A 16,440-nucleotide genomic window follows, 5' to 3' on the forward strand; every position below is an offset into this window, starting at 1 on the left:
AAATTAACTTTCAAGTCACTGATGAATTAGAAGCTCTGCGGCATCGTGTAGCTGAGTTAGAGCAATCAGAAACATTTTATCAGCAAAGGCAAGCAGCGCTTGAGCAGCAAGTAATAGAGCTAGAAAAAAAACTGGCACTTGCACTAGAATATCCCCATATTCAAGCTGTTGAATATGATATCAAGCGGTATTTTGAACAGAAGATATCCACAGCCTTGAATGTGCCAACAGATGTCGCAGTCACTTTAGAGCAACTCCAACAAGAAATTGCACAGCGACAGCAGGTAGAAGCCTCCTTAAGAGAGAGTGAAGAACGGCTTAGATTAGCGCTAGAGGTTTCCCAGATGGGCTTGTGGGATTGGAATATTGTTACCAATCAAGTCATCTGGTCTGAAAACTATGAATTGCTTTTTGGTGTGCTACCAGGTAGTTTTGACGGCCCTTACGAAACGTTTCAGAAGTGCGTTTATCCTGAAGACAAGCAATCTGTAATGCAAGGGATCGCCCACGCTTTAGAACAAAAGACTGACTACAACGATGAATTTCGCATAGTTCGAGCAGACCAAAGTGTACATTGGATTTCTGCCAAAGGAAAATTTATCTATGACGATCAGGGACAAGCGGTGCGAATGATCGGCGTTTATATGGAAACTACTGTCTGCAAGCAAGCAGAAGAAAGTACTCGTGAACTCACAACTCAAGTGCAAGAACAGGCAAATATTTTAAATGCTATTCTCACCGCCTCAGTCGATCACATTTACATCTTTAATCGCAGAGGTTGCTATCAGTATGTCAGTCGAGATGCAGCTACTGTACTAGGCTTGAAGCCCCAGGATATTGTCGGAAAAACTTTGCAAGACCTGGATTTACCCAAAGCCCTTGTACAACAGGTAGATAATCAACGAAAAGCTGTGATGAAAACTGGGCAGCCAATCAAGGATGAGTGTAAATATGTTACTGCTGATGGGGTGCATTATTATGAATACATCCTTACACCATTACGGAATTCCCACCAAACTATTGAAGGCGTAATTACAGTTTCTCGTGATATTACCGAACACAAACGGGCAGAAAAAACATTACGCGAAAGTGAAGCTAGATTTCGGCGTTTGTTTGAATCCAACCTAATCGGGGTCGCTTTTTGGAATGTGGATGGCTTTATTCTTGATGCCAATGATGCCTTTCTCCAGCTAGCTGGCTACACTCGTGATGAATTTGCCACTTTGGGTAAAATTAATTGGAGAGAACTTACTCCTATTGAATATAAAGATTTAGACGATCGCGCCCTTTTGGAAGTGCAAACCACTGGAGTTTCCAAAATTTATGAGAAAGAATATCTCCAGCGCAACGGTAAACGAGTACCGATTGTTTTGGGGGTAGCCTTGCTGAATGACTCCAAAAATAATGGTGTTGCTTTTGTACTGGATATTACCCATCGCAAATCAGTTGAGAAAGAACGCGATCGCCTCCTCGAACGAGAAATGAAAGCACGCAAAGAAGCAGAAATCGCCAACAAAGTCAAAGATGAATTTCTGGCGGTTCTCTCCCATGAACTGCGAACCCCACTTAACTCCGTTCTGGGGTGGTCGAAATTGCTGCGGACTCGTAATTTTGATGAAAAAACCACTAACCACGCCTTAGAAACCATTGAACGCAACGCCAAGTTACAAACTCAGCTAATTGAAGATTTGTTGGATGTGTCTCGCATCCTCCGAGGAAAATTAAACTTAAATATCTGTCCAGTAAACTTGGTAATGGTAATTGAAGCAGCACTAGAGACAGTACAACTCGCAGCCCAAGCTAAGTCAATTCAAATTCAAACGATATTTGATCCCACCTTGGGACAAGTGATGGGCGACCCAAATCGGCTTCAACAAGTTGTATGGAATCTACTTTCCAATGCGGTAAAATTTACACCAGCAGGGGGACGGGTAGAAATTCGACTGATGGAAGTTAGTAACCAAGCTCAAATTCAGGTTAGCGATACAGGTAAGGGAATTAGCCCAGAGTTTTTACCTTATGTGTTCGATTACTTTCGCCAAGCTGATAGCACAACTACCCGGACATTTGGTGGACTAGGTTTAGGATTAGCGATCGTGCGTAAGGTTGTAGAGATGCATGGAGGAAATGTTCAAGCCGAAAGTCCTGGAGAAGGATTGGGTACCACTTTCACTGTTGAGCTACCGCTTTTAGTCAGAAGTGAACAAGTCACGCGTGAAGAGAATGAATCTTTAGATTGTGAGCCTGAATCCTCGCTCCTTTCCGATACTCAAGTTTTAGTAGTGGACGATGAACCAGATATCCGCGACTTAGTTACCTTTATTTTGCAAGACTACGGTGTAGAAGTAACTGCCGTATCTTCAGCACAGGAAGCATTAGAAGCGCTGTCTGAGTCGATACCAGATGTTTTAATTAGCGATATTGGAATGCCAAAGACAGACGGTTATATGCTGATGCGTGAAGTGCGATTGCGATCGCCAGGGCAAGGAGGACGCGTACCAGCGATCGCTCTGACGGCTTATGCAGGCGAAATGAATCAGCAGCAAGCATTAGCAGCAGGATTTCAAATGCATATTTCTAAACCAGTAGATCCAGATGCATTGGTGAAAGCGATCGTTGATTTGATTAATTAGTCATTCGTCATTGTTCGTTGGTTATTATACCAATTCACCAAAATCCTGATACATATAGATTTCTCGTAGGGGCATGGCATTGCCCATACGTGTCAACTTAACGTAAAAGCTATGTCCCGCAAGGAACTGAAGTTCCTTGCTAATAGCGAAAGTCATCTTAAGATGACTAAATATAGCCAAAGAACTTTAGTTCTAGGCAGTTGAGTCAAGCCTTCAGTTAAGCTATTTTTAGCTTAAGTTGACACCAATGGGCATTGCCATGCCCTACTGGCGTGTTTGTATGATTCAGGACTTACGCAGCGATGATTAGTCATTGCGAGCGGAACGCAGTCAAGCGTTGCAATCTCGTCAAGACTGGGATTGCTTCTCTTCGAGACGCACTCGCGTTCGCAACGCTTGCAATGACGAAAGTACGTTGCCTTTGCGTAAGTCCTGTGATTATTAAAGTGAAATAGTATTAGTCATTAACAATGCGATTGTTAGTCGATACAATCGCATTGTTAGTCGATACAATCGCATTGTCAGTCGATACAATCGCATTGTCAGTCGATACAATCGCATTGTTAGTCGATACAATCGCATTGTTAGTCGATACAATAATTCCCTTTGCTACGTTTTTTTACGGCAGAGTTCGTTTAGGATGTGAGACACCGCTACCTCCAGAACGCGATCGCTCAAGTTGATAACACTACTAACGGTACTGGTTAACCCAAGCGTATTTTTTTATAGGCGACGATCGCAACCTGACGCGCAATCCTCTTGGCGTGTTCGGTACGTTACTTATTTATATACAATATGACTTACGCATTCACAAAAAATATCATCCATCTCCTCTGAGTAACAACTCATTGTTCAATATTCAACAGAGGTTAAAGAATGAATACAAAATTTTCAAACCTGTCTTTTACAATAGCTGTCTCGGCTGCAATGATAGCTAGTGCTTCTGTCGCGTCGCCTACCGTTGTCTCGTTCAGCGATGCTACTGCCACATCTGTCAGGGGTGTGTTTGTTGCTGCCAACGCTATTGACAAAAATAAGAATACCCACTGGGAGGCTGACGCCCATGGTACTTCCATAACTGCGAGATTCAGTAGCTGCCAGCGCGTAGATGATCTGGTGCTTAATTGGTACGGCACGAACAAGTATACCTACAGCGTACAGCTTTCCAAGGACAATGGTGCAACCTGGACTACTGTGGTCAGTAACACCTCTGGCAAGGGGAATGAAGACGCGCAAAACGTCACCGACCAAGCCGCCAACGCGATCAAGATCGTGGGTGATATCGATTCTAGATTGCGTATCGACGAATTGAAAGTTAATTCGCTGGGTTCGACCAATGGCTGTACAAGCAGTGGTATTTCAAATCCCTCAAATAATGAAAGCAGTGATACTTCAAATCCCTCAGATGGTGAAAGCAGTGGTATTTCAAATCCCTCAGATGGTGAAAGCAGTGGTATTTCAAATCCCTCAGATGGTGAGGTCTCAGGTGGTAACGCTCAGTACCCGGCCGATGTGCTTGACCTAAGCAAGTGGAAGATCACCCTGCCAATCAGCTTGAATTCCAACTCAAACAAGGCAACGGAAATTAAGCAGCCGCAACTCAAGACCTACACTAATTCAGAATATTTTCGTCTGAATGCTGCCAAGAATGGTGTGCTTTTGAAAGCGATCGCTGGGGGCGCACGTACCAGCACAAATACTGCTTACGCCCGTTCTGAACTGCGTGAAATGCAGGGTGATGGTACAGAGTCCGCTGCTTGGAACTGTGTGAATACCGATCATGCCATGTACCTGGAACAGACCCTGTTGCACACCACCACGAACAAGCCGGAAGCTACCATCGGGCAGATCCATGACTCAAAAAACGACCTCGTGATGGTGAAGTACTTCGGCCCGGACTTTGCCAACGGCTCGACCGACATCGGCAAGCTTGAAGCCCGCTTCAACAACGACACTACTACCAAGCTTCTCGACAGCGCTTACAAGCTCGGCGATCCGATGACTATCGACATTGCTGTTAGATCCAGTGGCAATGTTAACATCACCTATAAAAACCTGCGTTCAGGTGTAACGAGTAGTACTGGTACAGTGAGGATGACGGGTATCATCGGTTCCTGTTACTTCAAGGCTGGCATATATATTCAAGCTTGCTCAAAGACTGATATTTACGGCAACACCAACACTGTGTGTGCGAACAAAAACTTGTCTGCTAATAAATACGAGACTGACCCTTACGCTTACGCAGAAATAGAACTACGCAACATTACCCTACGCTAATCCGCAGAAGTTTTCAGCTTTTTTACCAGTTGTGATGCGTAAAGCCCCCGTCAGCCCCTTCGGGGAAGTCAAAAGTCAAAAGTCAAAAGTCATTTATGCGGGAGATATAAGCGGATGGCTGAATTTATTCAGCCGTTAATGGTAAGATATATATCCTGGGCAGGGCGTTGTCCAGTGGGCGAGGCAATGTAAGACGTGTAATATAGCGGTTCTCGTTTGGATGCAATACACAATAGGGCACAGCAATGCTCATACGTGTTAACGTAAAAGCCATGTACCGCAAGGAACTGAAGTTCCTTGCTAATAGCTTAAGTCTTCTTTTGATGACTAAATAATCCGAAAAATCTTTAGTCTACTTCAGTAGACTTTAGCTATGAGCCGCTGAAATTTATTTCTGGGCGGGCGTGGAAGCGAACAGATAAGCGATTTTTAGCTTAAGTTGACACCAATGAGCAGTGCTGTGCCCCTACAAATGGTCTTTGAATTTTGAATTTTGAATTTTGAATTGTTAACGGGTTAAGAGGCTGTCCATAACTTTAGTTTTGTCCCACGTCTGCTGCTTTCCTGCTAGACTCTGGATAGTCCCTATGCTTTCAGGAATTATGACATCTGTAGAGCAAGTCATGAAAGAAGCTTTAGCTTTGCCCAGTGCAGCGAGAGCATTGTTGGCAGAAAAGCTGGTTGAAAGTCTTGAATTTGATGTAGACGAAACACTTCAAACACTATGGACAGATGAAGCCAAGAAGCGTAGAGATGAAGTTCGCACTGGTGCAGTTCAACCCATTGCTGGAGAGGAAGCTTTAGCTAGGGTGAGACAATTTTTGCAGCAATGAAATACGTCTTTCATCCAGCAGCATTAACTGAATACGGTGAGGCGGTCAAGTTTTACGCAGAGCGTCGAGTTGAATTAGCACAAGCATTTATTAATGCGGTTGAGGATGCAATTTTCCGAATCATCCAGTCACCGACTCGCTGGGCTGTTGTTGACGAAGACATTCGTCGATGTCTAACGCGCAAATTTCCTTATGGAATTTTATAAGAAGAATTCAGAACTCAGGAGCGGAGCCGGAGACGCTCCGCCTCCGGTCAGAAAACAGGTATGAATTCTGTACGAGTGGGTGACGAATATTGGTTAAAACCTCGCCCGAAGTTAAGCGAAAAAAATTAAAATATTCTCGCCTTAAAACTCTATCCCTTTATGGGTAGAGTATTCTGAATTCTGAATTCTGAATTCTGACTCCTATTTTATAAAAACAACTGAGGCGGATTATGGGTAATATTTAAGAATTTATTATACCTATGCCTCATCGAGATAGACGTTTCAGCTTTGGCTAAAATAGCCGCTCCCCTACGAGCAAACGCCTTAACCTGTTGTCTAGGTGTGTGGTAAGATTGCCTGGAACAGAGGTTTTATCTGAGTTGGAATCTCGTATAAATTGCAAAGGTCAAGCTGACCGATTGTTAACTCCCACGATACTTTTCCTATGGATTTGGAAAATATACAACAAGGCTGGTGACGAACTGAGTGGAATTTGTAGATGAATATCTAGGATTTGCTACCAGAACTTAACTAACTTCCCACAATTTTGACTTTTATTTGATTTTTAGGATACACACATGAACGATAAGCTGATGCTGATGATTCCAGGCCCAACCCCGGTGCCAGAAGCTGCCTTACTGGCATTAGCCAAGCATCCGATTGGACACCGCACCAGTGAATTTAGCAACATATTGGCAGAGGTGACGGAAAACCTCAAGTGGCTGCACCAAACTCAAAGTGATGTGCTAACGCTGAATGTCAGTGGTACGGGTGCTGTAGAAGCTGGAATAATTAATTTCCTCTCTCAGGGCGATCGCATTTTAGTTGGTTCTAATGGTAAATTTGGCGAACGCTGGGTAGAAATTGGTCAAGCCTACGGTTTGAATGTAGAAGAAGTTAAGGTAGAATGGGGAAAACCCTTAGACCCCGCAGTATTCGCCGAAAAACTTCAAGCAGATACCCAAAAGCAAATTAAAGCTGTAATCATCACGCACAGCGAAACTTCGACGGGTGTGTTGAATGACCTAGAAACCATCAACCGCCACGTTAAAGAACACGGTGAAGCTTTAATTATCGTTGATGCTGTCACTAGCTTGGGTGCATTCAATCTACCCGTGGATGCTTGGGGCTTGGATATAGTCGCCTCCGGTTCCCAAAAAGGTTATATGATTCCGCCGGGATTGGGTTTTGTCTCTGTCAGCCCTAAAGCTTGGGAAGCTTACAAAACTGCGAAGCTACCGAAATATTATTTGGACTTAGGCAAATATCGCAAAGCCACAGCCAAAAATACAACTCCATTTACTCCACCTGTGAACTTGATCGTAGCGCTGCACACCACGTTGCGAATCATGAAAGAAGAAGGCTTGGAGTCGATATTTGCTCGACATGAACGGCTGAAAAATGCTACCCGCGCCGCCATTCAAGGGTTAAATTTACCCCTGTTTGCAGCAGATAGTTCCGCCAGTCCGGCGATTACGGCTGTAGCACCACAAGGAATTGAACCGGATAAGATTCGGTCATTGATGAAAAAACGCTTTGATATTGCCCTAGCAGGTGGTCAAGATCATTTGAGTAATAAGATTTTCCGCATTGGTCACTTGGGCTTTGTGAGCGATCGCGATATTCTTAGCTGTATAGCATCCTTAGAAGTTACCCTAAGAGAACTTGGCTATGAAGACTTCACCTCTGGATCTGGTATAGCGGCAGCAGTTAAAGTATTTAGTCAGTCCTGAGTACTGAGCATTAAATCAAAAGAGCGAGTTGATAATTTAACTCGCTCTTTTAATTTGTATATAAATGAGTTGAAACCGCCAAAGTTAATAAACCTATACAACCTTTGCACAAGGTAGAGTGGATGTGACATGCTCCAATTCTCATAAATTATACCAAGTTGCTCTAAATAGTATTATTTGCTCTGGAGACAGTCGGATAGGTTGTTTGACACCAAACAAGACTAATTTTGGCAACTCAGCATGATACCGAATTCGTATAAATAGTATTATTTCAGATTCTGATAACAGCCTTTTAGTAGAGACTTTTAATCCAAAATCCAAAATTATTATGACCAGAAAGAAAAAGGTGCAAGCCCACTTCGGCTACGCCCTTCGACTACGCTCTCCCAAGGCTCAGTGCATCGCCTAAATTTATTTATGGAAAAATAAAAAATGTATTTCGATTGAACAGCGCAAGAAATACAGCGTCCGCTGACTCAAGCCCCTAAATTTATTTATGGTTACTGAGCGTAGCCGAAGTATGGGGTTCAAAATTATTGACTTTTGACTTTTGACTTTTGACTTTTGACTTCCCCGAAGGGGTTGACTTATGACTTTTGACTTCTCCGAACGCGAATTTATGTTGAGCGGAGTCGAAACACAGCGTCTCCAAGAGTTGGGACTGACCTATGCCGTCTCCAGCCAATCATAAATTTGGTCTAACTGCTCTAGAGTAATTAACCCATACTGCCAAAGAATCATTGCCAAAGGGCCTGGGTCTTGCTCCCGATGCCGAAGCGCCACCGCCAGCGATGCTGTGGAAATTGCCAAGTCTTCTTGCAAAAAATTAATCAGTCGAGAATATTTTGATGGTGACATTTGTATCTCACCTCCTTGTGCAGAATGTATTGTCATATATCAGTTCACCATTGCTCGGTAGCCAGTAGCCAGTATTTTATCTGTCACTTTGCCGTTATCGGCCATACACCCCAGCAGAGTTTTTTTGATTTGCCTTTAACAGAGGCTTCTCATAGAAACTCTGAAAAATAGAAATTTTCTTATAAATTATCTGCCCAATTCTCAAGCAGTATTTTTACTTAGTTAAATTGGCTCCATCTTGTTTACTTTTGTGCGTTATTTAATTACACATGTAGTAACAAAGATTCCATAGCCTATACTCTCTTATTGGCGACTATTTACACTTGCGCCCAAGGGAATATTTTTGCCAAACCTTAAGACTGCGATTTCAGGTTGGAGACAGTAGAATTTTACATTATTACCACAGTTTTTAAATAGTAGCGTTACAGATAAATTTTTACCATAGGACGTGCCATTTTTTACAAAAAAAACATAGATTCCGATAGTATAAGCTCTGAACAGAGTAACCATCCAAATCTTTATCGACGCAAAGCACCGAAGTCTCAAGACTCAATTTTGACAATATCGCCCACTTTCAACTTCAACTCGGCAGCCCTTCCAGAGCGAAGTTCAATTACCTGATCGATTGGTGTATTGGGCCCATAGGTAGGACAAGGCTCAGTTGCACAAGGAGGTGCAGAAGCCTGAATATATTTAACGACACCGTTTTGTAAAAATACCATATCCAAGGCCACAGGTACATTCTTCATCCAGAAACTAACTGGTTGTGGTGAAGGGAAACCAAATAACATGCCCCGATCATCTGGCAAAGCTGGTCGATACATCAACCCCATCGCTTGCTGTTGTGGTGTCTGCGCCACTTCTAACTGAATCGTTGTGCCATTAGGAACAATGGCTTTAGCAGAAATTGGTAGTTTTTGACCTAAACTTTCTGGTGCTGGAGTTTGAGAATCAGACGTGGGGCTGGGAGGTTTAGCTGTTGTTGGCACAGAACAGCCCATCAGTAAAATACTCAGCAACGTTGAGAGCAAACTTAGCCGATGAGTCATAATTATTTTTGATTTTGTAATTTAGATTTCAATTTTACAGAATTTAAGTTAGAAAACTCACGGCTTTTATTCGTCCCTTCAGGAGGCAGAAAGCAGGGGGTAGGGGGAACCCACACGTTATGCGAGGTGGGATGAAGCAAGGACGCTTTGTGGCTCGTGGCACTTTCCGCTCTACACAATCTTTTTTGTTATTGAGCGTAGTCGAAATATACTAGTGCGGCTCTAAACCGACAACTAAAGTTTTCATTAATACTTCTTTCCTCCAGTAAGAACTGCCCGACGCTCGCGGACTCGCTAACGCTGCGCTATCTGCCTCCTGCCTTCTCTTGTAAACTTTTGCCACAGTGTACTAGGATTCTCTTAAAACGTACCCTACGCCTCGCACCGTTTGAATGAGTCGCTTTTGTCCTTCATCTTCAATTTTTAGGCGCAAGTAGCGGATGTATACTTCAATTACATTGGACTCACCCAGAAAGTCATAACCCCAAACATTTTCTAAAATTTGTTCGCGGGTTAACACCTCACGGGGATGTTCCATTAAGAATTTTAATAGCTCAAATTCTTTCATTGTCAAGTCAATTGCTCGTCCGCTATGTATGGCACGGCGAGTTGCTATATCTAAAATCAGATCCCCAAAGCGTAACTGCTCTGTGGTATCCATATCAGGTTTTAAGTAGAGCCGAATCAACTTCAAAAAGTCTTCTGAGCGATAAGGCTTGAGGATGTAATCATCCGCTCCTGCTTCTAGACAAGCTACACGATCATCGACTGTATCCCTTGCCATTAAAATTAACACAGGCGATCGCATACCAGTGCTTCTGAGATTTTTGCACAATGAGAGTCCTGATTCTCCTGCTAGCATCCGGTCTAAAACAATTAAAGCAGGCTGGCGATCGCGACAGTGTTGTAAACCACTAGTCGCATCATGAGCCAAAATTGATTCATAGCCGGCTTCTTGCAAATCGCAAGAAAGCTGATTTGCTAGGCTCTCATCGGTTTCAATCACCAAAACACAGGGACTTGGAGCAACTGTCATAACAATTTGGGATATTGGATTTGGGATTGTAAAGATATTCGAGAGAAAATCTTTACATCAGTTATAAAGTGCAATTACGAGTTTTTAGTGATGGAGCAATCCTGATTTGACACGCTGCTAAGAATCTTTTAGCACGTTCAGGTGTCAGCCATCTAATTCTTTGATGCAATCTTAATAACTAAATCCAAATACCATCCTTACACCAGTAATTCTGGAAGGAAATTAGTAAATGGGGAATGGGGAATGGGGCATAGGGCATGGGGCATGGAGTAAGAGAAACAGAGGGGAAAAATTTTCTGTTTGCTCCCTCGCTTCTTTAATAATGCCCAATGCCCAATGCCCCTCAAGAGTGCTGAGTGTTCAGTAGGAAATCTTACTTTTCTACTCAGAACTCAAAACGGGCTAAACGCCCCGCTACCGCTAACGGAACTGTTTTGCCCAATACCCAATGCCCAATGCCCAATGCCCAATTCCCAATCCCTACGGCAATTCTACCGAAGTTGGTTTAGCGATATGTGGTAAACCCCAACCTAATTTTTCTCGGAGAATTCGGAAAAACTCAGGCGGTTGCAGGCGAATAAATCGAACACTATATTGCGATCGCTCCATATATACTCTATCTTCTGGTAGTACATAGCACCCTCCATTACCATCCACCACCATTACCAGCCGAGGAATGTTGACCGGGTAAATGTTGACTGATTCAGTATCTGGAAATACCAATGCTCTAGAAGCTAGGGAATGGGGACAAATGGGTACTAGCTGTAAAGCAGGTACACCAGGGGTAACAACTGGCCCACCAGCACTCAATGAGTAAGCTGTAGAACCAGTAGGCGTAGAAACAATTACACCATCTGCTGCAATATCTACTGGCGCATGACGCCCTATGGCAATTTCAAAATGGCACATAGAGGTCAAAGGTTCTCGGTGCAGCACCATTTCATTCAAGCAGAGGGCTTCCCACAGCACTGAATCTCCCCGAAACACTTTGACGGTGAGCATGGCTCGTTCTTCAATTTCATACTCACCCGCCATCACCTGTTCTAGTGCTTGGGGTAATTGATTCAGGAAGGTTTCTGTCAAAAATCCCATGTGGCCGGTATTCACTGTTAGCAGTGGAATACCACAGGGGGCAACCTGACGAGACGCTGCTAAAACAGTGCCGTCTCCCCCTAACACCACTGCAAACTCCATATCCGAGTCAAAACCAGGGGGCGTTAGACCGTCAATGGGGGTATGGCATACAGGACTCTCTGGGTTAGAGTAGCCCAATATTCCACCGATACTCGATGTGATACACACATCCCAACCGGCTGCGGTTAGCTTGTCTTTCAACTCGATAGCGACACGGCCCGCTATCGGTTTAACGTCATTGTAGATAATGCCTGCTTTCGGCACACTCAAATATCCAAGTTTAGGCGGTGCTCTTTATTATGTAATCCTTACACATTTTGGTCATGTAGTCATTAATCTAGAGTCAAATATCTAGAGTCTAGAGTTTAACGACTAATATCTGTTTTGTAATGACTATTGACTATTGGCTTTTGAAGACTGTTTAAAAGGAGTTTTTTTAGATTTCTGCTTTTTGGTTTTATTTTTCTCGTAGTCTAACTCTTTGAGCTTTTTCATTATTCGGCTGAAGTACTCTTGTAGATAGCTTTCTAGGGTTGTGGTTTGTTGCGAATCTAAGCCAAAAACTTTGTATACTTCATCCATTGAAGCATTTAACTCTTTACCACTAGCCAATACTTCTGTAAATGCTAGCCTGTCTGCTACGTTCCATCCCCACTGAAAGAACCGCATTAAGCCCCGCACAGCACGCAGCAAGGTTATTGGCATCCGCGTTACCCTGGCGTCTTTTCCAGATAAACGTTCGCACAGGTTGATAATTTCTTCTGCACTCCAGGCACGAGTACCGACTACAGGAAAAGCTTGGTTTTGCGTTTCGGGTACACTCAATGCACGGATTGCAAACTTAGCAATGTCTTGAGTATCCATATAGGCGATGGGAGAAGAATTACCAGTTACCCAAACTGGCTGTGATTCCAAAATGGGAATCCCGTACTGACCGATTAATCCTTGCATAAACCCAGCTAACCGCAAGATGGTATAATTCAAGCCAGACTCAGCCAGGAAGAGTTCTGTACACCGCTTAATTTCCATTAACGGTACTTCTGGGTATTTATCAGCGTCTAATATTGAAAAGAAGATAAAACGCTCTACACCTGCTGCTTTTGCTGCTTGAATCAATGCTACTTTGCCGTCCCAGTCCACTTGTTTGATACTCAGTGAATCTGTAGGACGAGATGTTGACGCATCAATAACTTGGGTTACACCAACTAAAGCTTCGGCTAAGGTATCGGGGTAACGCAAATTTCCCGGTACAAGCTCTGCACCCCATTCTTTGAGAAAAGCTGCTTTTTTACTGCTTCGGACAAGACAGCGTACTTTATATCCCTCATCGATTGCACGACGAGCCACTTGTCTTCCTAAGGTGCCAGTGGCACCGACGATTAATAATGTCATGAGGGTTGTAATAAATTTTAATGTTTTATAAAAAGAATGTTATCAGAATAACCTATGCAAACAAAAGTTTACATCTTTTCTAAGAAAATCGTTTGTTATGGACAGACTCATGGGAAAAAAGCTGTCCGGTAAACGGACAAGGGAATGGGGAATTGGGAGTGGGGAGTGGGGAGAATAATAACAGACGCGATTAATCGCGTCTCTCAGCACTCAATTATTCTTCTGTGCCTTGAATTTTTAGTAACAACGCCCCTAAGCCCCAGCCTACGAAGATTAAACCGAAGGACAATAGAGCTGCATTCAAAATTTCGCCGCCCATTGGTGTGATTCTCCTTATGCAAATTAGTGTGTGTAAACTAGGTCTAACAGAAGCTCTTGAATTTTTGCTGTAGGATTAGACCTGTGTAAATAATCTTAAACTAGTTTAGCAAGTAATCCCTACTGATTTGGGGGGCAATCCCTACTGTAGAGCGAAAGAACAGGGATGAGGAAAAAGTTTGATGATAATAATTATGAATAAATTTTATGTATCAAAATAATCAAGATAATTTAGTGAATTTTAGCAAAAAGAATCGCCCACGTCTGGCGTTGACGCTGGGAGATCCGGCGGGAATTGGGCCGGAGGTGATTTTGAAAGCTTTAGCAGAACCGGAAATTAGTCAAAAATATGACGTTACAGTGGTAGGAAACCAGGATTTGCTCGCACAGATTTATCACAAACTGAATTTAATTGAGAATTTAGCACCTTTGGCAAATCCAGACGAGTTGTCAGTTATTGATGTGCTGTTGAATGGGGAAATTAAAGGTCAAATTATCACCGGAACAGGTAATGCGGCGAGTGGTGCGGCTAGTTTTGCGTATATGGAATGTGCGATCGCTCAAACACTCGCTGGTAAATTTGATGCTATTGTCACAGGGCCGATCGCTAAATCTGCTTGGAAAGCCGCCGGGTATAATTATCCAGGGCAAACAGAACTTTTGGCGCAAAAGTCAGGTGTTGACCGTTTTGGGATGTTATTTGTAGCGCGATCGCCCCATACTAATTGGACACTCCGCGCAATACTAGCTACCACACATATTCCCTTACGTCAAGTAGCCGATACATTGACACCGCAGTTGTTGACACAGAAATTGGATTTGCTGGTGGAGTGCTTGGAGAAAGATTTTGGGATAAAAAATGGGAGAATTGCGATCGCAGGTTTGAATCCCCACAGTGGCGAACAGGGACAACTTGGACATGAAGAACAAGATTGGTTAATTCCCTGGTTAGAGCAAGAGCGGCAAAATAGACCACAATTACAGCTAGATGGGCCGATACCACCAGATACGATGTGGGTTAAACCTGGTCAAGCTTGGTATGGAAATTCTTTAGTACAAAATCCTGCTGATGGCTACTTAGCACTTTACCACGACCAAGGCTTAATTCCTGTGAAGCTGATGGCGTTTGATCGGGCAGTTAATACTTCTATAGGTCTTCCTTTTGTTCGGACTTCACCAGATCATGGAACAGCCTTTGATATTGCAGGTAAGGGAATTGCTGATGCTACGAGTATGAAAGCAGCGATACATTTAGCTGCTGAGTTGGTTAATCAAAGGTTGGCGGTGGGTTGTGGTTAAAAGTTTTTTGTTGCAATATTTACTAGGAGTAATGCTTACTTGAATTTTGAAATTATCGGAGACATCACCAATATTGAAATAATTGCTGTTGGTAACTCCATTCGTGAACTAGAACGCTTGCGTAAAACTTATGGTTCAGGACGGTGGCGGAAACTTAAAATTTAATTATTCGTTCCAATGATTCTAAAATCTATTTCAAAAAATAGCTGTTCCTCATCTACCTCATCTGTCTCTTCACTTTCATTAATGAGGTCTTGATTTTTCTCCTCTAATTCCCGCATATACTGCCTGAGTATACCCCCAACAGCGATCGCTCTACTTTTATGCAGTTGACGGGTTAACTCTAAAAACCATTCTCTATCACCCAATACGCTTGGCTTTGTGAAAAATCGTAGCGACTGTCTTAAAAGTCAAGCGTTCGTTAACAAAAAACCGGGACTGTGAACATTGACGCAACTGGGGAACGCTGCGCTAGATTCGGTGGTGCCTGGTACGGGCATCAAGATTATGCATTGGCAGCAAAGATAGTCTCAGCCCGCACGCCTTCACTCCGCTGCGCCACCGAATCTTCCCCAGTTGCTGGATTTTCCGTGGAGGCAAAAAAGAGCATGAAAAATTTACCCCAGTCTAACATGAGGACTAATAGGGATGGGATGGGATGGGATGCGATCGCCTACTCGTGTCAGCTAGTATTGTATAAAAAAGTTTGCAGTTCTAAGAATTAACAATTGTTTTCTTGTTGTCATAAATGCACCAAGGCAAATTATCGCGAACCATTGCATTTAAAATGACTAACATTTTATGAAGGCAAGCAGTGAGAGCAAGTTTTTTTGATTTACCACGCTCAACAAGCCGTTCATAAAAAGCTTTGATAACGGGATTATGACGCATTGCAACAACAGCACCCATATAAAGAGTGGCACGAACATGGGCACGACCGCCATTAATCATCCGCTTACCTTTGTGTTGCCCACTATCATGATTGATTGGTGCAACACCAACTAAGCTTTCTTATTTGTTTGGCGGTTAATTGACCGAGTTCTGGTAAGTCAGAAACTAGGGTTGTAGAAATAACTTGGGCCTTTACCAGGAGTAGTTTTGAGTAAATTGACCTTATTAATCCATTGTTGATTTTTTTGAGTTAATTGCTCAATTTCTTGGTGAAGTTGTTTTAGACGACCTTCAAGATATTCAATATGTGCTTCAATATCTGCCAATGCTTTACCACGAGAGCGTGAGCGACGATTTTTCTTTGCAGTCTGGATTTCAACTAATTGTCTTCTGCGACTAATTAACTCTCCTAATTGACGCGCCTCCTCGGATTCAATTGGTAAAACTTTGGGTTTCATTGCTTCCCCAAATTGTGCCAAAATTTGTGCATCAATAGCATCAGTTTTGGCAAGCCTTCCTGTAGCTTTCGCAAAATCTCTTCCTTGGCGTGGATTAATTAATGCTACTGGTAAAAGTGCTGCCTGCAATTGGATAATAAGTTCTGTTTCTAATCCTCCTGTTGCTTCTAACACAATCAGATTTAAATCATAGGATTTGAGTTGTTCTACTAGATGAGATATTTCTACTTCTGTATTAGCAACTTTCAATGCTTTACCCATTGGACGGATATAAACATCGAGAGTCGCTTTACTAACATCAATGCCAAGGAAGAGATTTAGAT

The 16,440-nt window shown here is 42.9% G+C and carries 19 protein-coding genes and 1 pseudogene; 11 read left to right on the forward strand and 9 right to left on the reverse strand.

What is annotated here, in order from left to right:
• Positions 1-2: 2 nt before the first annotated feature.
• Positions 3-2,633, forward strand: coding sequence for a PAS domain S-box protein (locus LC574_RS03085; RefSeq protein ID WP_229451460.1), 2,631 nt, complete (start codon positions 3-5; stop codon positions 2,631-2,633).
• Between the two features lie 24 nt (positions 2,634-2,657).
• Here LC574_RS03085 and LC574_RS37720 read toward each other — a convergent pair whose 3' ends face one another.
• Positions 2,658-2,789 carry a hypothetical protein gene (locus LC574_RS37720; protein ID WP_267871384.1) on the reverse strand — a complete coding sequence of 44 codons (132 nt, stop codon included), beginning with the start codon at positions 2,787-2,789 and terminating at the stop codon, positions 2,658-2,660.
• A gap of 314 nt (positions 2,790-3,103) precedes the next feature.
• Here LC574_RS37720 and LC574_RS03090 point away from each other — a divergent pair, with 314 nt between their 5' ends.
• From LC574_RS03090 to LC574_RS03110, 5 genes are all read left to right on the forward strand, one after another.
• A complete protein-coding gene (locus LC574_RS03090) occupies positions 3,104-3,316 on the forward strand; it encodes a hypothetical protein (protein ID WP_229451461.1) in 213 nt (70 codons plus the stop codon).
• A 193-nt stretch (positions 3,317-3,509) separates the two neighbouring features.
• Positions 3,510-4,910: a polysaccharide lyase family 7 protein gene (locus LC574_RS03095; RefSeq protein ID WP_229451462.1), complete on the forward strand. Its 1,401-nt coding sequence runs from the start codon at positions 3,510-3,512 to the stop codon at positions 4,908-4,910.
• Between the two features lie 602 nt (positions 4,911-5,512).
• On the forward strand, positions 5,513-5,743 hold the full coding sequence (locus tag LC574_RS03100) for an addiction module protein (protein WP_229451463.1): 231 nt from the start codon (positions 5,513-5,515) through the stop codon (positions 5,741-5,743).
• Positions 5,740-5,949 carry a hypothetical protein gene (locus LC574_RS03105; protein ID WP_229451464.1) on the forward strand — a complete coding sequence of 70 codons (210 nt, stop codon included), beginning with the start codon at positions 5,740-5,742 and terminating at the stop codon, positions 5,947-5,949. Before LC574_RS03100 ends, LC574_RS03105 begins: the two co-directional genes overlap by 4 nt.
• Positions 5,950-6,527: 578 nt before the next feature.
• Entirely contained in the window at positions 6,528-7,682 is a 1,155-nt protein-coding gene (locus LC574_RS03110; protein WP_229451465.1) for an alanine--glyoxylate aminotransferase family protein, read from the forward strand.
• 666 nt (positions 7,683-8,348) lie between these two features.
• Here LC574_RS03110 and LC574_RS03115 read toward each other — a convergent pair.
• From LC574_RS03115 to nblR, 3 genes are all read right to left on the reverse strand, one after another.
• Positions 8,349-8,576, reverse strand: a complete 228-nt coding sequence (locus LC574_RS03115) for a DUF2949 domain-containing protein (RefSeq protein WP_229451466.1) — start codon at positions 8,574-8,576, stop codon at positions 8,349-8,351.
• A gap of 506 nt (positions 8,577-9,082) precedes the next feature.
• Positions 9,083-9,589 carry a DUF192 domain-containing protein gene (locus LC574_RS03120; protein WP_229451467.1) on the reverse strand — a complete coding sequence of 169 codons (507 nt, stop codon included), beginning with the start codon at positions 9,587-9,589 and terminating at the stop codon, positions 9,083-9,085.
• Positions 9,590-9,938: 349 nt separating this feature from the next.
• Positions 9,939-10,625, reverse strand: a complete 687-nt coding sequence (nblR, locus tag LC574_RS03125) for a response regulator transcription factor NblR (protein WP_229451468.1) — start codon at positions 10,623-10,625, stop codon at positions 9,939-9,941.
• 229 nt (positions 10,626-10,854) lie between these two features.
• Between nblR and LC574_RS03130 the strand changes: the two genes are divergently transcribed.
• Complete coding sequence (locus LC574_RS03130) at positions 10,855-10,992, forward strand: hypothetical protein (protein ID WP_229451469.1); 138 nt, start codon at positions 10,855-10,857, stop codon at positions 10,990-10,992.
• Positions 10,962-11,147: a hypothetical protein gene (locus LC574_RS03135; protein ID WP_229451470.1), complete on the forward strand. Its 186-nt coding sequence runs from the start codon at positions 10,962-10,964 to the stop codon at positions 11,145-11,147. Before LC574_RS03130 ends, LC574_RS03135 begins: the two co-directional genes overlap by 31 nt.
• Here the strand turns inward: LC574_RS03135 and LC574_RS03140 are convergent.
• The 3 genes from LC574_RS03140 to LC574_RS03150 all read right to left on the reverse strand — a co-directional run bounded on the left by LC574_RS03140 (position 11,106) and on the right by LC574_RS03150 (position 13,470).
• A complete protein-coding gene (locus LC574_RS03140) occupies positions 11,106-12,023 on the reverse strand; it encodes an NAD(+) kinase (RefSeq protein WP_229451471.1) in 918 nt (305 codons plus the stop codon). The genes LC574_RS03135 and LC574_RS03140 overlap by 42 nt on opposite strands.
• A gap of 129 nt (positions 12,024-12,152) precedes the next feature.
• Positions 12,153-13,151 (reverse strand): SDR family oxidoreductase, encoded by a 999-nt coding sequence (locus tag LC574_RS03145; RefSeq protein ID WP_229451472.1) that lies wholly within the window; start codon positions 13,149-13,151, stop codon positions 12,153-12,155.
• A gap of 214 nt (positions 13,152-13,365) precedes the next feature.
• The gene (locus LC574_RS03150) at positions 13,366-13,470 is read right to left on the reverse strand and encodes a PetM family cytochrome b6-f complex subunit 7 (protein WP_094344256.1); all 105 of its coding nucleotides are present in this window, start codon (positions 13,468-13,470) and stop codon (positions 13,366-13,368) included.
• A gap of 206 nt (positions 13,471-13,676) precedes the next feature.
• Between LC574_RS03150 and pdxA the strand changes: the two genes are divergently transcribed.
• Together pdxA and LC574_RS37725 are read left to right on the forward strand one after the other, a co-directional pair.
• Entirely contained in the window at positions 13,677-14,768 is a 1,092-nt protein-coding gene (gene pdxA / locus LC574_RS03155) for a 4-hydroxythreonine-4-phosphate dehydrogenase PdxA (protein ID WP_229451473.1), read from the forward strand.
• Positions 14,769-14,807: 39 nt separating this feature from the next.
• Complete coding sequence (locus LC574_RS37725) at positions 14,808-14,933, forward strand: hypothetical protein (RefSeq protein WP_267871385.1); 126 nt, start codon at positions 14,808-14,810, stop codon at positions 14,931-14,933.
• Here the strand turns inward: LC574_RS37725 and LC574_RS03160 are convergent.
• Positions 14,930-15,136, reverse strand: coding sequence for a protein rep (locus LC574_RS03160; RefSeq protein ID WP_229451474.1), 207 nt, complete (start codon positions 15,134-15,136; stop codon positions 14,930-14,932). The two genes, LC574_RS37725 and LC574_RS03160, sit on opposite strands and share 4 nt — an antisense overlap.
• A gap of 72 nt (positions 15,137-15,208) precedes the next feature.
• Here LC574_RS03160 and LC574_RS03165 point away from each other — a divergent pair, with 72 nt between their 5' ends.
• On the forward strand, positions 15,209-15,493 hold the full coding sequence (locus LC574_RS03165; protein ID WP_229451475.1) for a hypothetical protein: 285 nt from the start codon (positions 15,209-15,211) through the stop codon (positions 15,491-15,493).
• Here LC574_RS03165 and LC574_RS03170 read toward each other — a convergent pair.
• Positions 15,483-16,420 (reverse strand): annotated as a pseudogene (locus LC574_RS03170) (IS110 family transposase). The gene LC574_RS03165 and the pseudogene LC574_RS03170 overlap by 11 nt on opposite strands.
• Positions 16,421-16,440 lie beyond the last annotated feature (20 nt).

Source organism: Nostoc sp. CHAB 5715, assembly GCF_020829685.1.
Lineage (GTDB): Bacteria > Cyanobacteriota > Cyanobacteriia > Cyanobacteriales > Nostocaceae > Nostoc.

Coding starts and splice junctions, on each gene's coding strand:
- LC574_RS37720 (WP_267871384.1), bottom strand. CDS start 2,789: ATGACTTTCGCTATTAGCAAGGAACTTCAGTTCCTTGCGGGACATAGC.
- LC574_RS03090 (WP_229451461.1), top strand. CDS start 3,104: ATGCGATTGTTAGTCGATACAATCGCATTGTTAGTCGATACAATCGCA.
- LC574_RS03095 (WP_229451462.1), top strand. CDS start 3,510: ATGAATACAAAATTTTCAAACCTGTCTTTTACAATAGCTGTCTCGGCT.
- LC574_RS03100 (WP_229451463.1), top strand. CDS start 5,513: ATGACATCTGTAGAGCAAGTCATGAAAGAAGCTTTAGCTTTGCCCAGT.
- LC574_RS03105 (WP_229451464.1), top strand. CDS start 5,740: ATGAAATACGTCTTTCATCCAGCAGCATTAACTGAATACGGTGAGGCG.
- LC574_RS03110 (WP_229451465.1), top strand. CDS start 6,528: ATGAACGATAAGCTGATGCTGATGATTCCAGGCCCAACCCCGGTGCCA.
- LC574_RS03115 (WP_229451466.1), bottom strand. CDS start 8,576: ATGACAATACATTCTGCACAAGGAGGTGAGATACAAATGTCACCATCA.
- LC574_RS03120 (WP_229451467.1), bottom strand. CDS start 9,589: ATGACTCATCGGCTAAGTTTGCTCTCAACGTTGCTGAGTATTTTACTG.
- nblR (WP_229451468.1), bottom strand. CDS start 10,625: ATGACAGTTGCTCCAAGTCCCTGTGTTTTGGTGATTGAAACCGATGAG.
- LC574_RS03130 (WP_229451469.1), top strand. CDS start 10,855: ATGGGGAATGGGGAATGGGGCATAGGGCATGGGGCATGGAGTAAGAGA.
- LC574_RS03135 (WP_229451470.1), top strand. CDS start 10,962: ATGCCCCTCAAGAGTGCTGAGTGTTCAGTAGGAAATCTTACTTTTCTA.
- LC574_RS03145 (WP_229451472.1), bottom strand. CDS start 13,151: ATGACATTATTAATCGTCGGTGCCACTGGCACCTTAGGAAGACAAGTG.
- LC574_RS03150 (WP_094344256.1), bottom strand. CDS start 13,470: ATGGGCGGCGAAATTTTGAATGCAGCTCTATTGTCCTTCGGTTTAATC.
- pdxA (WP_229451473.1), top strand. CDS start 13,677: ATGTATCAAAATAATCAAGATAATTTAGTGAATTTTAGCAAAAAGAAT.